This window comes from Paenibacillus sp. NPDC058367, from assembly GCF_042723305.1.
GTDB lineage: Bacteria > Bacillota > Bacilli > Paenibacillales > Paenibacillaceae > Paenibacillus_AQ.
This window is the reverse complement of the sequence record NZ_JBHXIZ010000003.1, coordinates 717,582-733,624: the sequence shown is the minus strand read 5'-3', so window position 1 is coordinate 733,624 and position 16,043 is coordinate 717,582. Positions and strand designations below refer to the sequence as shown.

Sequence of the window (16,043 nt, the reverse complement as noted above, 5' to 3'; positions counted from 1 at the left end):
TAAAAGAGAAGCGTTGGGGGAGATGAAAATATGGCAAAACAAAAGGTGTTATCGATTAAGACGATTGTTGCGATTGGTATCGGTTCTGCTTTATTCGTTATTTTGGGCAGGTTCGGTTCGATTCCATCCGGAATTCCAAACACTAACATTGAGACTACATACGCTTTACTGGCATTGTTTGCACTGTTGTACGGTCCGTTTGCCGGATTACTCATTGGCCTGATCGGACATACACTGAAGGATGCGATTTTTTATGGTTCCCCTTGGTTCAGTTGGGTGATCGCTTCTGGAATTGTTGGGCTCGTTGTTGGTCTGCTTGTGGCTAGAATTGGAATTCATGACGGGGAGTTCGGACGAAAGGAACTGATTCGTTTTAATCTGGCCCAGATTGTAGCAAACGCAATCGCCTGGTTCTTAGTAGCACCTGTACTGGATATTCTAATCTATGCAGAACCAGCGAATAAAGTATTCACACAAGGACTTATCGCCGGAGCATCCAATATAGTCACTGTAGCAGTGATTGGCTCACTACTCGCAATTGCATATGCAAAGACAAGAACGAAGCAAGGCAGCTTGACCAGAGAAGCCTGAGTAGCATATAATCCAAACCAAAAGCCGGTGGAGATCACCGGCTTTTTTATGGCTGTAAAACATATAATGGAAGTGAAATTCTTCAAACGAAGCTAAGAGGAAGGTCAAGGATGAAAAAAGCAGTGATTGAATTTAAGGATTTTAGTTTTCAATATCGAGCACAGCAGGAGCCTACACTCATAGATATCAACTTAACGATTGCCGAAGGGGAGAAGGTACTTATTGTGGGACCCTCTGGTTCTGGAAAAAGTACACTGGCTCATTGTATAAACGGACTCATTCCTTTTGCCTATAAAGGTGAAATGTCTGGGTCATTGCGAATTATGGGTCTGGAGCAGAAAGAACTTAGTATTGCAGCATTGTCGGATCAGGTCGGGACTGTACTACAAGACCCGGATGGACAATTTGTTGGATTAACGGTTGGAGAGGATATCGCCTTCAGTCTGGAGAATCACGCGGTTCAACAGGCCGAAATGATAGAAAAGGTAGTGGCTGCGGCAACAGCCGTGGATATCCACGAATATTTAGGAGCGTCACCTCAGGAATTGTCAGGTGGTCAGAAGCAGAAAACAACCTTAGCTGGTGTTCTGGTTGGTAATGTGGACATCCTGTTGTTTGATGAGCCTTTGGCAAACTTAGATCCATATACCGGCACAAAAGCGATTGAGCTTATTGACCGAGTGCAAAAAGAGACCGGTAAAACGGTTATTATTATCGAGCACAGGCTCGAGGAAGTACTTCACCGTGCGGTGGACCGCATTATTGTGATCCATGACGGACGCATTGCGGCGGATATGCCAGCAACTGAGCTATTAAGCACTCGCTTACTTTCAGAAGTAGGCATTCGGGAACCTCTCTATTTAACGGCTTTAAAGTATGCAGGATGTACGATTGCATCAGATATGAATCCACAGCATATAGATGAAATTCGGCTGGACTCTTGCTCCAGCAAGCTTGAGTACTGGTATGATAATAATAATTCGCAGCAGGATAAACGTGAGAGTCTACCTATCCTTGAGTTACATGATGTTTCATTCGGTTATGAGAAGAGCAGACCAGTACTTCATAAACTTAACCTTCTTATTCATAAAGGAGAAATGGTCTGTATAGCTGGGAGAAATGGTGCTGGGAAATCCACGGTATCTAAGCTTATCTGTGGCTTTTATAAGCCCACTTCCGGTTCGATATTGATGAACGGAAGGGATATTGCCAAGGATACGATTAAGGAGCGGGCAGAGCGGATCGGTTTCGTGATGCAGAATCCTAATCATATGATTTCTAAGACGCTTTTATATGATGAGGTTGCGCTAGGCCTTAAATTACGAGGGGTGTCCGAGGAGATTATTCGTGAGCGAGTGCATCATGTTTTGAAAATATGCGGTCTATACGCTTTTCGTAGCTGGCCCATCTCTGCGCTCAGCTACGGTCAGAAGAAACGTGTGACTATTGCTTCTATTATGATCCTGGAGCCGGAAGTGATCATATTAGATGAGCCGACTGCAGCACAGGATTATAGGCACTACAACGAAATGATGGAATTTCTTTTGACGCTTCGGGAACAGGGAATGACAGTCATTATGATTACGCATGATATGCATCTTATGCTGGAGTATGCCGATAGAGCTGTAGTGTTGTCTGATGGTGTTAAGCTTGCTGATGATAGCCCTGAGCGAGTATTAACCAATATAGAAGTAGTGAGGAATGCTAATTTGAAAGAGACCTCACTATTTACATTGGCTATGAGGGTCCAATTGGATCAGCCAGAAGAGTTCGTAAGAAGATTTATTGCATACGACAGGAGGAGCCGGGGCGGATGAAGGCCACAATGTTAACTTTTACGAAGCAAGATTCACCTATTCACCGTCTTACAGGCGCTACTAAGCTGATTTTATTTATAGTGTGGTCTGTGACAGGGATGATTACATATGATACAAGATGTCTAATAGTGATGTTATTATTTAGTTTGATTGCCTTTAGAGTCTCTAAAGTTCAATTTCAGGATTATGCTTTCGTATTATATTTTATCCTGATCTTCTTTGTGCTTAATCATATAGCTATCTTTATTTTTTCTCCTTTGGAAGGTGTAAAGGTTTACGGTTCACGTCATGATATTGTTCATCTTGTAGGTCGGTATACCGTTACATATGAGCAGCTATTCTACCAATTAAATATTGCCCTTAAGTATGCAGTAGTCATTCCCATGGCACTGTTGTTCCTTCTAACGACAAATCCTAGTGAATTCGCAGCGTCTTTAAACCGGATTGGTGTGAATTATAAAATTGCATATTCTGTATCGCTTGCGCTGCGGTACATTCCGGATATCCAAAGAGATTATGAGAATATATCATTCTCTGCTCAGGCACGGGGAATAGACATCTCTCGAAAAGAAAAGCTGCCTAAGCGGCTTAAAAATATCATTTCGATTCTAATGCCCTTGATTCTGACTAGCATTGAGCGAATTGAGAATATTAGTACGGCTATGGAGTTACGTGGCTTCGGAACTAATAGAAAACGGACTTGGTACAGCAGTCGTCCGTTCTCAAGAAATGACTATATTGCTTTAATCTTATTCGCTCTGATCGCAACATCTTCGACGGTAATCACTTTTTACGATGGATCGCGGTTTTATAATATTTTCGATTGAAGTATAATAGTACAGTTGTGGAAAGTTTGGGATCAGGCGTTACAGTATATTGTTACGATTGAAGACGTTTCTCCAGTCTTGACCATACAGGCAGGTAACATAATGGCAGTGCGATTAGCGAGCATACTACGTTAAAAATAGTCTGTGCATGGGCGATTTGTGAGGCGGCTCCTCCGCCAATCCATGCAGCAGTTGCTTGTAGGGGCCCAATAAGAGGTAGGAACAGTAGCGCACCGCTTACATTGAGGACAACATGCGACCAAGCGACAAAGACACCAGAAGACGAGCCACCGATGGAAGCGATGACTGCCGTGACGCAGGTACCGACGTTGGCACCGAGCACGATGGCTATGCCGAGCTCTGGTGGCATGGCACCAGAGGCAGCAATGCCCATGGCCATGGCGATAACTGCTGCGCTGCTATGTAACAGGGCAGTTAAGCAGGCACCAGCGGCGAGTCCCCATAGGGCACTTGTGGTTGCATGATTCAGGAACCAAAGGAATAGGCCACTCTCCTGAAGCGTCCCGCCAATGGACTGCATGACTGCAATTCCCCATAGGACTAGGGCGAATCCTGATACAGCCAGGCTGATGAATTGCAGCGGCTCTGATATTTTCCGGCATAGTGCTGCTGCCCGTGATGTATGCGGTAACTCGCCAGCTATAACCGCTGCGGCCCACAGACTCAGTGAGGCAGCCAGCAGTGGCGATGCCATGGAATTGATCTGAAGTCCGATTAACTCTGTGGTCAAAGTGGTGCCGATGTTGCTGCCTAGGATAATGCCAAGTGTACGAGCATAGGTGAGCAGGCCGGCATTCACCATACCGATCGTTAGCACAGTTACAGCCGTGCTGCTCTGAAGCAGGGCTGACAGTACACTGCTTGCGATCAAGCCTTTGATAGGTGTAGAGGTTGCCTTATTCAGGCTTGTAGTTAACAGTGGCCCTGCAAGCTTGGACAATGCTGTTTCCATTAGCTTCATGCCAGCCAGAAAAATGACAAGACCATATATAATAGGGAAAAGCAGATCACGGAACATTGGGCATACTCCTTTGGACGAGGGTTGTACACCAATATATGAAAGTAACGTGTAGGACATGTATAAAATCATTTTTAGAGAAACAGGGAGTTGAAGTCATTGGCATCGGTTATTTTAGAACGCAATCGCAAAAAAAGATTAGAACAGGGCCATCCATGGGTCTACGCAGGTGAAGTTGCATCAGTTGAAGGAAACCCAGAAGCAGGGGGATTAGTAGATGTCCTAAATCATCAAGGCCGGTTTTTGGCCGTGGGCTATTACAATCCAGCATCGCAAATCCGGGTGAGAATTGTATCGCAGGGACCACTGGCGATCATGGATACAGCTTTTTTCGTAGAACGGTTTACGAATTGTCTGCAACATAGAGAACGTTTCCTCCCTGGGGCAGATGCATATCGTTTGGTTTATGGTGAGGCGGACTTTTTGCCAGGGCTTATTGTGGATCGGTTCGGGGATATTCTAGTTGTACAACTCCTTACACTTGGAATGGACAAGCGCCGTACAGAGATTGTTGAAGCACTTGTACAGGTTATGGCACCGCGTGGTATTTATGAACGCAGTGATGTTAGCGTGCGCGAACTGGAAGGGATGGAGCAGACTACAGGTGTGCTGTACGGGGAATGCCCACGTCATGTTACCGTAAGTGAGAATGGCCTTAAGCTGGTAGTAGATATCGAAGAGGGCCAAAAGACAGGCTACTTCTTTGATCAGCGTGAGAATAGAGCATCCATTGCCCCACTCATGAAGGGCTGGGGTGGACGAAGTGGCATTACGCTGCAAGAAATCGAAACAGAAGATGGCTCGTTACAAACTTTGCCGGTAAACAAGAGTGGTAAACACGTAACCTTCCCTTATTGGGATGGTGCTACAGTGCTGGAATGTTTCTCGCACACAGGTAGCTTCACTCTGCATGCTTGCAAGTATGGTGCGAAAAAAGTAACCTGCCTTGACGTTTCAGCTCATGCCATAGAGAGTGCCAAGGTCAATGTGGAGCTGAATGGCTTTAGTGATCGAGTGGACTTTGTAGTGGATGATGCTTTTGCATACCTGCGCAATCAGGTAAAAGGTCTGGAGGAACGTTCGGAGCGGGCGACGATTGCAAGCGGAATGGAATCAACAGTAGCGTCTACAAATGCTAAATCCGGAGGCAAAACAACCAAAACAGATACCTCCAAGCCGATGACAGCAGGTGGAGGTAAAACTTGGGATGTAGTTATCCTAGACCCTCCAGCGTTTGCGAAAACTAAAAGTGCAGTAGCAGGTGCTTGCCGTGGTTACAAGGATATCAATCTACACGGCATGAAGCTGGTGAACGAAGGCGGATATTTGGTTACTGCAAGTTGTTCTTACCACATGCAGCCGGATCTATTCCTTGAGACGATTGCCGACGCAGCTAAAGATGCAGGTAAAGTATTGAGACTTGTGGAATGGCGTGCCGCAGGCAAAGACCATCCGCAGATTCTAGGCGTTAACGAAGGACACTATCTGAAGTTTGCGATTTTTGAAGTGCGGAGTAAGAAATAAGCTGGCTGTTCATATATAGGCAATGGATTTTAATCCGTAAAAGGAGTCTTCGATCGAGGCCTCTTTTTACGGATTTTTTGCTGTGTTCTAAGAAGAGTAGGATTCGGGATTAACAAGGTATGTCCGCTTAGTCCGATAAGTTGCCAAAACAGCACGAAATTCATGAATAGCGACTCCTGAGTCCGAATGTAATCCAGAAAGTATAAGCCGCTGTTTTCCATTACAAGACGGATATTTTATCGGTTATAGGCCGGTAGAATAGTCGAAGAGGTAGGACCAGAAGTTTCAAAAGTGAACACAGGGGTTATCCCTTTCAATATTGTATCTGACTTCATACGATCCAATATTTAACTACTGGCTACTCAGAAAATTGTAAGGTAATATCGCCGTTATTTGTATAAGCAGATAATTTTTTCGAACCATTCTCTTTATTGGCAGGCAAATTGCTTTCTCCTTTTTTTACCTTGCTTAAGATCGCGAAATCATCATATGACCCTAGAATTGAACCGCTAATATTTCCGTTTTTTGTTTCAAGGGTTATAGCCGTCCCTACATTCAATTTGTCCAGTTGGATATTTCCGTTATTTATATTTACTTCCACTGTCCCTAAAAACACGATTGTTGGTAATACAATACTTTCATTTGATGTTTTTAAAGTCAAATTTTTTAAAGTTGCATCAGGTATCGATACCTGAATAGTTCTGGTTACTTGCGAGCCTTTTCCTCCGATATAGTCGTTCCATTCCTTATTACTGTCACTTACCATTGACAGTTCTTTATCGTCAGATAGATCAATCTTGTGAAAATCTTTCTCACTTTCATAGTAAACAATATGAATTTGTTCATCTTTAGATTGGAGGATATTTATTTTTTTGTCCTTTACATCAATTGTTAAGGTATCAATATTTTGGGCAGGTATGGTGTGATTTTTTTCCTCCATGGAAGTGGAGTCGGAGGAACATCCTGCTAATGATATCAATAGTGTCACCAATATGCCTATAGTAGTTAGTAATTTTTTTGCAGTACTTTTCATTATAAAACGCTCCTTCGTTAACTCATTTTTCTTTTAAATATAGCCAGTCCTACGAATGCCAATATTAAGCTGCTATGCAGACAAATTCAGATATACAACAAAGGATAATCCTTTGATACATGATTTAGTTCTTCATATTTGCATTCCTCTCTGGTAATAAATTCATTTTGTATTTCGTTGCGTTTATAAGTCGCATATGTTTTAATCATCATAAACTTTTGTGTTACAAAAAGGTCAAGAGGGTAGATATGAACAACTATTTTACAATTAAGCAAGCAGCAGAGATCGTTGAGATGACCACTGAGACCTTGCGGCACTATGATCGTATTGGATTAGTCAAGCCATGCCATAAAGATGAACTGTCGGGATATCGATACTATTCCGAGCAGGAGCTCGTAAAGCTGCAAACCATTGAACTGCTCAAAGCAATGGATCTTACTTTAATGGATATTAAAGATATTTTGCAGCAGAATGATCTCTCTAAAGTAATTGCATTTCTAAAACAAGCAGAAAAAAGAGCAGACGATAAAATTGCTCGTCTGCAGTATGCAAAATCGAAAATTAAACGTGCCTATCTACATTATGAAAATAAGTTCCACGACGGTTATAGTCAAAGTGAAAATTACTTTGTCAGACACATAGAGGAAAGGGTAATTATGCTTTCGAATAAAATGGAAAGCCCCACACTTAAGAATTTATGGGACTATCACAGACATTTCTATCAACAAATTGAAACGTCTCTGCATTCACAATTTCTGTTTGAAGATATGGCAGGAATGTTCACGACTGAAGGAATAACACGATTATTTGCTGTTTGCTTGAAATATCCGTCTTTAGAGGGGCTGACTGTGCTACCAGAAGGGGACTATCTGTGTGCAATTTGTACCGAAGAGAATAAGAATGCTGTATTACAAAGTTTACTTGAAAGGGCAAAGACGGAATACAATGTGTGTCCAGATTTTGTTCTTCATAACATTATTGTGACTGGAATATTGCAGTGGGATTATCAGATACAACTGTTCATTAAGAAACACTCATGTTAGATTAAATACAAAGGAAAAGGTTTAGGAAAAGAAAAATGTTTGATTGAAAGCCGCTAATTTAGCGGCTTTTTTTGATTAAGGAATCATGTTTCTTGCCCCTGACTGAGGACAAGAACGTTATACTTCGCCGATTAGATAAATATTTAACTATAGTTCAATGTTATCTATTAAGCTAACTGGTAGATTAACGCTATAAGCGAACCCGAATCTCGAACCCTAACTCTACGCTCCAAACAGAAAGCATCGAACGTTGAGCACCGGGTATTAACAAACTAGAAATACTAAACAGCAAGTCACCACAATACGTTAGTTGCTGTTTACTTCGTAGCTTTTTTATTGTAAATCATTAGAAAATACTAGCAAACGCATGTTCTGATTTGTGCAGCTATGTTATACTGAGGGGACGAGGAACGACTGAACTTTTTCATTTGAACATTATCAAACGGTGAGTATTTCACCTTGTTTCATATACATTTTCTCCGCTACGGAAGGAGTCTATCATTTATGTCGGTAACCTTTTTACTAGGCCGCTCTGGTAGTGGCAAGACAACAAAAATATGGGAGTCTATTTCTTCTTCATTAGAGAAGGAGCCTCTTGGCGCGCCGATCATTATTCTTGTACCGGAACAAGGTTCCTTTGGAGCAGAACGGGGGCTTTTGACCGTAGGGAATGTGAAGGGAAGCATTCGGGCGCAGACACTGAGCTTTTCTCGGCTTGCCTATCGAGTGAAACAGGAAACTGGAGGCAGCGCTAGTCTGCCGATCAGTGAAGAAGGTAAAAAGATGTTGATTTACAAAATCATAAGTCGCCGTAAAGAGGAACTGAAATTGTTCGGTGCCTCTGCCGACAGACCGGGTTTTGTGGAACGGTTGAATCAACTGCATACGGAGATGAAGCGTTGCTGCTTGGCTTCCTCTGATTTAGAGGAGCAGTTATCCGCAATGCGAGGCGCTATTGCAAGAAGTCCTATTCTTGAAGGCAAGCTGGATGATTTACAGCTGGTATTCAGCGATTTAGAGAAGGAAATGTCACGCCTCTATATCGACGAAGAGGATCGTTTAGCGGAACTAGCTGAGCATATTCCTGATTCCTCTTACATTCGCGGGGCGGAGATTTGGGTAGATGGGTTCCACGGCTTTACCCCGCAGGAATTCGAAGTGCTTCGAGAATTGATGCAGCAAGCATCGAAGCTGACCGTGTCCCTTACACTTGATCGTTCGTATCCCTATGGAGATCAGTTGAATGAGCTTGAATTGTTTCACCCAACTGCGGTTACTTACATTAAACTGCGTGGAATAGCTGAAGAGCTAGGCATTGATGTGTGGGACGAGCTTCTGAAGCCAGCGGTTCTTCCGCGTTTTGAAGAAAGTCCTGTTCTTGCTCATCTCGAAAGGGGATATGACCGCCGAAAGGTCTGGATGGGTGCAGATGAACTGGCAAATGAAGCGATATCTATAGGCGCAGCAGTTTCTCATAGAGCAGAGGTTGAGGGAGCACTGCGTGAAATGATCAGACTGGCGCGAGATGAAGGTGCAAAATATGGTGAAATGGCCGTATTGATGCGTAATATTGGAGATTACGAGCAACTGATTAAACCGTTGTTCCAAGATTACGGAGTACCTTTTTTTCTGGACCAGAAGGTAAATGAGCTGCACCATCCATTGGTAGAGTTTGTACGCTCCGCATTGGATGTGGTGCGTCGACGCTGGCGCTTCGAGGATGTATTCCGCTGTGTAAAGACAGAGCTTTTGCTACCGCTGGACGGTAGTATTACGCGTGAGGATATGGACGCCTTAGAGAATTATGTGCTGGCTTGTGGGATTCAAGGGTATCGCTGGACGGATGGCCGTTCATGGAAAGGGATTCCTAGCTTGTCGCTGGAAGGCGGCAGACAGATGGATGAAGAACTGCTTGCTACAATGGAGCGATGCCGTGCTAGTATAACGGGTCCTCTATTTGCTTTTGAGCAACGGATACAGAAGAGTAGAAGCGGCCTTGAACTATGTACCGCAGTGTACAAGCTGCTTGATGAGACGGATGTTGCTCGAAAGCTGGAGAAACTTAGTGTCGGTGCTATGGAGAAGGGGCAACCCGAGAAGGCTAGAGAACATAGTCAGCTGTGGGGTGCAGTGCTTGATCTTCTAGATCAGATCGTCGAGATGATGGGCAACGAGAGACTTGGATTTGATGTGTTCACCGGAGTCCTAGAGACAGGACTTGCTGAGCTTAAGATGGGACTTGTTCCTCCCGCGCTCGATCAAGTACTGGTTGGTAACATGGATCGGACTCGACCAACGGGAGTTAAATACGCTTTTTTGCTTGGATTTAATGAAGGTGTTGTGCCTGCGCAGTTTAAGGAGGATGGAATTCTCTCGGAAGGCGAACGCTCTGTACTTGAGAACGCCGGTATGGAGCTTGCTCCTGGTGCTTCTCGTAAACTGCTGGACGAGCGGTTTTTGATCTATAATGCGCTAACGACAGGAAGTCGAAAGCTCTGGATTAGCTACGCCACTGCTGATGATGAGGGTAAGGCGCTCCTTCCCTCTGAGGTAATCCGTCATTTGCATAGAATGTTCCCAAGGGTTCATGAGCACAGCTTGGCAGCACTTCCCCCTGCAGGACTACCAGAAGAAGTCAGAGATTCCATTCACCTCGGTTACATTGGTCATCCAGAACAGAGTCTTCGTGCATTGATTATGCAGCTACGCCAGTGGCGCCAGGGGACGGAGATACCTGAATTATGGTGGGATGTGTATAACTGGTTCGCTGCTGATGATATTCGTAGTCTCGAATTGAAACGTCTGCTCAGTTCATTGTTCTACCGTAACGTGGGAACGAAGCTAAAACGTGGAACAAGCCTTAGATTGTACGGTGGATCGACACTGCGAGGCAGTGTGTCCCGGATGGAGAAGTTTGTTGCTTGCTCCTTCTCCCATTTTGCATCTTACGGACTTAGACTGAAGGAACGCCAGCTATATAAGCTGCAAGCACCTGATATTGGACAACTGTTCCATGCTGCGTTAAGTGACATGGCGGTAAGACTGAAAGAAGAGGGCCGCGGCTGGGGAAGCTTGTCTCCTGAAGAATGTCAGCGTGAGGCAAGTGAGACGGTAGAACGTTTATCGCCGATGCTGCAGGGTGAAATTCTGATGAGCTCTAAACGTTACGGATACATCTCACGCAAGCTAAAAAATATTGTTGGACGTGCTTCTGTAATTCTGGGCGAGCATGCCCGCCGAGGCAGCTTTGAGCCGGTAGGGCTGGAGCTGGATTTTGGACCGGATAAGGAGTTGCCTCCTTTAAGAATTACGCTGCCGAATGGCTGTGTGATGGAGGTTGTTGGACGGATTGACCGTGTAGACATGGCCCGTGGAGAGAATGGAATTCTTCTGCGGGTGATTGATTATAAATCGAGTCAAAAAGACCTCAAGCTGCATGAAGTGTACTATGGATTATCGCTACAGATGCTGACCTATCTGGATGTGCTGCTTACGTACTCGGAGCAATGGCTCGGGCAACCGGCGCTTCCAGCAGGGACACTGTATTTCCACGTACATGACCCACTGTTAACCTCATCTAACGGGATGAACAAGGAACAGGCAGAACAAGAATTGCTGAAACGCTTCAAGATGAAAGGACTGCTTACAGCAGACCGCGAGGTAGTATCCCTGATGGATACGACTTTAGACAAAGGGTATTCTTCTATCGTGCCTGTAGCAGTAAAAGCTGATGGCAGTTTTTATAGTAGTGCTTCTGTAGCTACACCAGAGCAATGGGGACACTTATTATCATCCGTTCGGGGAACGATCTCGGATATCGGGACACGCATTACGGAAGGTGATGTGGCGATTGAGCCATACCGGATTGGGCAAGAGACAGCCTGCACATTCTGTTCCTTTAGACCCGTCTGCCAGTTCGATGAAGCCGTGGAAGGCAATGGCTACAACAATCTGGGTAAGCCAGGGAAGGACGTTATTTGGGATCTGCTGTCCCGCAAAGGAGGAACTACACCGTGAGTATGAAGTCTGAAATAGAAGCGAAACCGGAAGGAAGCATATGGAGTGATGACCAGTGGCGCGCCATCGCTGAGAGCGGTGATGATATCCTCGTTGCCGCGGCGGCAGGTTCCGGTAAGACAGCGGTACTTGTAGAACGGATTATTCGCAAAATCAGCAAGGAAGAGAATGGCTTTAGCGTAGATAGATTGCTGGTAGCTACGTTTACCAAAGCTGCTGCTGCCGAGATGCGCCAGCGGATTAGGGAAGCACTAGATCGGGAGCTTGAGGAGAATGGAGAGAATGACCATTTACGCCGTCAGCTGTCGTTGCTCGGGAAAGCCTCGATTACAACATTACACTCCTTCTGTCTGGAAGTGATCCGGCGTTATTATCAGATTATTCCTATAGATCCTGGTTTCCGTATCCTGAACGAACATGAAGCAGAGATGATGCGGCAGGAGCTGCTTCAAGAGCTGCTGGAGGAAAAATACGGTGAAGTAGGTGAAGATGGCGCGGATAGTGTATTTGTACAGCTTGCTGACTGGTTCAGTGGTGAACGCAGCGATGATGCGGTACATGCGCTCATACAGCGACTGCATGATTATGCCCGCAGCCATCCTTGGCCAGAGCAGTGGCTTCGTGATACCGCAGCTGATTTCTCATTACCAGACACAGATAGCTTAGGTCGAACTCCTTGGGTGCTAAGTATTCTTGAAGAAGCGAAGCTGACCCTTGCGGGTGCAGCCAGTCAGCTTATCCAAGGTCGGGAGATCGCGTTACAGCCGGGTGGTCCGGCGCCTTATGCCGAGAATTTGACGACTGACCTTGAGATGGTAAATGCATTGCAGGAGGCTGTGAATGAACGGCCATGGGCAGAATTATATGATATTTTCATGGAAGTATACTTTGGAAAATTGAAAGCTTGTAAGAAGGATTCGACAGATCCTGGACTGCAGGAAATGGTTAAAGAACTGCGCGATAGTGTGAAGAAGAGTATTTTAGATCTTCAGAAGGCATTGTTTGGCCGTCCTGCAGAAGTTTTTTTGAGAGAACTGAACGAGGCGGCTCCTCTTATGGCAGAGCTTGCTGAGACGGTGATAGCGTTCGGTGAACGTTATCGAATCGAAAAAGCAGGACGGGGTCTCGTCGACTTTAGTGATTTGGAGCATTATTGTCTGCAAATTTTGCGCCATCCAGATTCTCTACCAGGCCATTCCCTGCCTTCTGATGCAGCGATGGAGTACCGTGCCCAATTCGATGAGGTTCTGTTAGATGAATATCAGGATACGAATAGTGTGCAAGAAGAGATTGTGCGGCTTATCTCCCGCGAAACACCTGGTAACCGATTTATGGTCGGAGATATGAAGCAAAGTATTTATCGGTTCCGTCTGGCAGAGCCGGGGCTGTTCCTGGATAAATACCGTAGCTTTGGCTCTAAGAATGCCGGAGGTGGCAGTAATACAGTTGGCGAATCCGAGTTAAGCGAGTTATCTGAGAAGCCTAATGAATCGTCCGGCGGTTCGGTTATCGATCTAGCCCGTAATTTCCGTAGTCGTATGGAGGTTGTAAATGCCGTAAATATGATTTTTCGGCAGATTATGAACGAGACAGTGGCGGAGATTAATTATGACGAACGTGCTGAGCTTGTGTATGGAGCGAATTTCCCGGGTGCAGCAGAGAAGGGGCCAGATACTTTTTTTGCACCAGAGCTATTATTGATCGATCGCGGAGCGGCAGCAGGTAAAGTAGAAGAGACTGAGGACGGTGAGACTCCACTTCAGGAAAGCGAAGCTATTGAAAGTGAGACTGCGCAACTGGAAGCACGGGCGATTGCTCGCCGCATTTCACAGATGACTGGCCTGAATGGCGGATCTCCGCTGCTGATTTATGATAAAGGGCTTAAGATTATGCGCCCAGTGATTTATGGTGATATCGTGATTTTGCTTCGTTCGGCGAGAATATGGACCCCTTTAATTATTGAAGAGCTTCGGATGGAGGGAATCCCTGCTTACGGAGATCTGAATAAAGGCTATTTTGAAGCTACAGAAGTAGAAATTGCACTCTCACTCTTAAAAATAGTCGATAATCCTCAGCAGGATATTCCACTCGCTGGTGTGCTTCGTTCACCTGTTGTTGGTTTAACTGAAGAGGAACTGGCTAAAGTTCGGATGTACAGCCATGGTTCTTTCTATCGTGCTGTACAAATGGCAGCGAACATGCAAGATGCAAACGAAGCTGAGGAAGAATACGATCTTTTCTCGGCTCATGTGATAGAAACAGCAAGTGCAGCGGAAGAGAAAGTTACCTCAGATAATAATGATGAAATCATTAATGAGGTGGAATCTGGAAGTGGAGCTTTACCGCAAATCAGCCTAAAGCTGAAGCAAAAGCTTAAGAATTTTCTAGAACGGCTTGAAAGCTGGAGAGATGCAGCTAGACAAGGCAGTCTCAGTGAGCTGATCTGGCGTATTTATGGTGAGAGCGGCTATCTGGAATGGGTTGGAGGCTTGCCTGGAGGCTCACAGCGACAGAACAATCTTAAAGCTCTGTATGATCGGGCTGTTCAATTTGAGAATGATACTGCGGCGCGTGGGTTGTTCCGTTTTCTGGTGTTCATTTCACGGCTTCGTGAGAATGGCGGAGATCTTGGTGTAGCTGGTGGTGGCGGCGAAGAGGGCAATGGGGTCAGAATTATGACTATCCATAAATCCAAAGGCTTAGAGTTTCCTGTTGTTTTTATAGCGGGTATGGCCAAGCAGTTTAATCGGCAGGATTTGCATTCTCCTTTCCTGATGCACAAGGAGCTTGGCTTTGGGCCACGTTTTGTGGAGCGGGAAACACGGGTCAGCTACCCTACGCTTCCTTATTTGGCTATTAATCGTCGTACACGACTTGAATTATTGGCTGAGGAAATGCGGGTATTATATGTAGCTTTAACTCGTCCGAGAGATAAGATGATTCTAGTCGGTACCGTAAGAGATTTACCACGGAAAATTGCTAGCTGGAGCAGTGTGCAGAATCGGGATGAGCTACTGCTTGCTGATCATTTACTAGCCCGGGGTCGCAGCTATCTGGACTGGGTTGGACCGGCATTGATCCGGCATCCGGCGGCGGCTATTCTTCGGAAGCTAGGCGGCTCTGAAGGCACAGTCTCGACAGTGCTGCACAGCGATGTCTCGAACTGGAGCATCAGTGTGCAGAATGCTTCCGAACTGAATTCCGGGGCGTTCCTTCCTTCGGATGACTCAGAGGACAAAGCAGAAGAACGTCAATCTGTACTCAAGGCGCTGCAAAAAGGTGAATCTGTAAGTGTCTATGGATCAGTGAATAGCGATGAAATTGCTAGAAGACTAGAATGGCCCTATCCGTTTGCGGCTGCCTCTGGTATTCCGGCCAAAACCTCTGTTACAGAGTTGAAATCTTTGTTGTCGATGCAGGACCAGCCTTCTTATGATCTTCTAGAGGAAGGTGGCTATCCTGTCACCTCAACAGAAAACAATAAACGTACAGATGTGGCAGGAGCAGACAGTCTGCATTTGCGGCGTCCGAAATTTATGGAAAAGCGCAGTCTAACCCCAGCGGAGCGCGGGACAGCCTACCATACGGTTATGCAGCATATTCCGCTGGAGGGTTCTGTTGATCCTAAAGTTGTGGAAGAAACATTAGCCCGTTTGCAGAGATTAGCTATTCTAACTGCTGAGCAGGTGGAGGCGGTATCCCCCGATCAGATAGAGACTTTTTATACGAATGAGCTTGGTCGTAGATTAATAGATTCTTCTTGGAAGCTTAGAGAAATGCCGTTCAGTTATATGCTTCCCGCAGGCGAGGCTTATGGAGGGCTCGATTATATGAATAAAGCCGTCACAGAGCTAAGCCATGGAAATAATAATGAAGGCTTTAGTGAAGGAGTGCTGATCCAAGGGGTCATTGACTGCCTGTTCCGCGAAGAGGACCGGATTATTCTGTTAGACTATAAGACGGACTCTGTTTTAGAACATCAGGGTGGGTTAGTAGCGCTTAAGGAAAAATATCGTTTTCAGCTAGAGTTATACAGCAAGGCATTACATGATATTTTGGGAGAACCGATCAGCGAGATTTGGCTGTACTTTTTTGACGGCGGACATGCTGTGAAATTATAAATCTATTCATTACCGCGTAGGAGCGGGGAAA

9 protein-coding genes are annotated in these 16,043 nt (G+C 45.3%); 7 read left to right on the top strand and 2 right to left on the bottom strand.

What is annotated here, in order from left to right; translation table 11 throughout:
* Positions 1 to 30: 30 nt before the first annotated feature.
* The 3 genes from ACFWMP_RS20130 to ACFWMP_RS20120 all read left to right on the top strand — a co-directional run bounded on the left by ACFWMP_RS20130 (position 31) and on the right by ACFWMP_RS20120 (position 3,235).
* Positions 31 to 591, top strand: coding sequence for an ECF-type riboflavin transporter substrate-binding protein (locus tag ACFWMP_RS20130; protein ID WP_042190972.1), 561 nt, complete (start codon positions 31 to 33; stop codon positions 589 to 591).
* Positions 592 to 701: 110 nt separating this feature from the next.
* Complete coding sequence (locus tag ACFWMP_RS20125) at positions 702 to 2,408, top strand: ABC transporter ATP-binding protein (RefSeq protein ID WP_339243207.1); 1,707 nt, start codon at positions 702 to 704, stop codon at positions 2,406 to 2,408.
* Positions 2,405 to 3,235 (top strand): energy-coupling factor transporter transmembrane component T family protein, encoded by an 831-nt coding sequence (locus ACFWMP_RS20120; RefSeq protein WP_339243205.1) that lies wholly within the window; start codon positions 2,405 to 2,407, stop codon positions 3,233 to 3,235. Before ACFWMP_RS20125 ends, ACFWMP_RS20120 begins: the two co-directional genes overlap by 4 nt.
* Positions 3,236 to 3,287: 52 nt before the next feature.
* Here the strand turns inward: ACFWMP_RS20120 and ACFWMP_RS20115 are convergent, their stop codons facing one another.
* Positions 3,288 to 4,274: a Na/Pi cotransporter family protein gene (locus tag ACFWMP_RS20115; protein WP_339243204.1), complete on the bottom strand. Its 987-nt coding sequence runs from the start codon at positions 4,272 to 4,274 to the stop codon at positions 3,288 to 3,290.
* Between the two features lie 99 nt (positions 4,275 to 4,373).
* Between ACFWMP_RS20115 and ACFWMP_RS20110 the strand changes: the two genes are divergently transcribed.
* The gene (locus ACFWMP_RS20110; RefSeq protein WP_379424561.1) at positions 4,374 to 5,798 is read left to right on the top strand and encodes a class I SAM-dependent rRNA methyltransferase; all 1,425 of its coding nucleotides are present in this window, start codon (positions 4,374 to 4,376) and stop codon (positions 5,796 to 5,798) included.
* A 358-nt stretch (positions 5,799 to 6,156) separates the two neighbouring features.
* Here the strand turns inward: ACFWMP_RS20110 and ACFWMP_RS20105 are convergent, their stop codons facing one another.
* A complete protein-coding gene (locus tag ACFWMP_RS20105) occupies positions 6,157 to 6,831 on the bottom strand; it encodes a DUF4097 family beta strand repeat-containing protein (protein WP_379424560.1) in 675 nt (224 codons plus the stop codon).
* A 248-nt stretch (positions 6,832 to 7,079) separates the two neighbouring features.
* On the opposite strand from ACFWMP_RS20105, the gene ACFWMP_RS20100 reads away from it, so the two are divergent.
* From ACFWMP_RS20100 to addA, 3 genes are all read left to right on the top strand, one after another.
* A complete protein-coding gene (locus tag ACFWMP_RS20100; protein ID WP_042190961.1) occupies positions 7,080 to 7,874 on the top strand; it encodes a MerR family transcriptional regulator in 795 nt (264 codons plus the stop codon).
* A gap of 504 nt (positions 7,875 to 8,378) precedes the next feature.
* The gene (addB, locus tag ACFWMP_RS20095) at positions 8,379 to 11,891 is read left to right on the top strand and encodes a helicase-exonuclease AddAB subunit AddB (protein WP_379424559.1); all 3,513 of its coding nucleotides are present in this window, start codon (positions 8,379 to 8,381) and stop codon (positions 11,889 to 11,891) included.
* A gap of 2 nt (positions 11,892 to 11,893) precedes the next feature.
* The gene (addA, locus tag ACFWMP_RS20090) at positions 11,894 to 16,012 is read left to right on the top strand and encodes a helicase-exonuclease AddAB subunit AddA (protein ID WP_379424606.1); all 4,119 of its coding nucleotides are present in this window, start codon (positions 11,894 to 11,896) and stop codon (positions 16,010 to 16,012) included.
* The last annotated feature ends 31 nt before the right edge of the window (positions 16,013 to 16,043 follow it).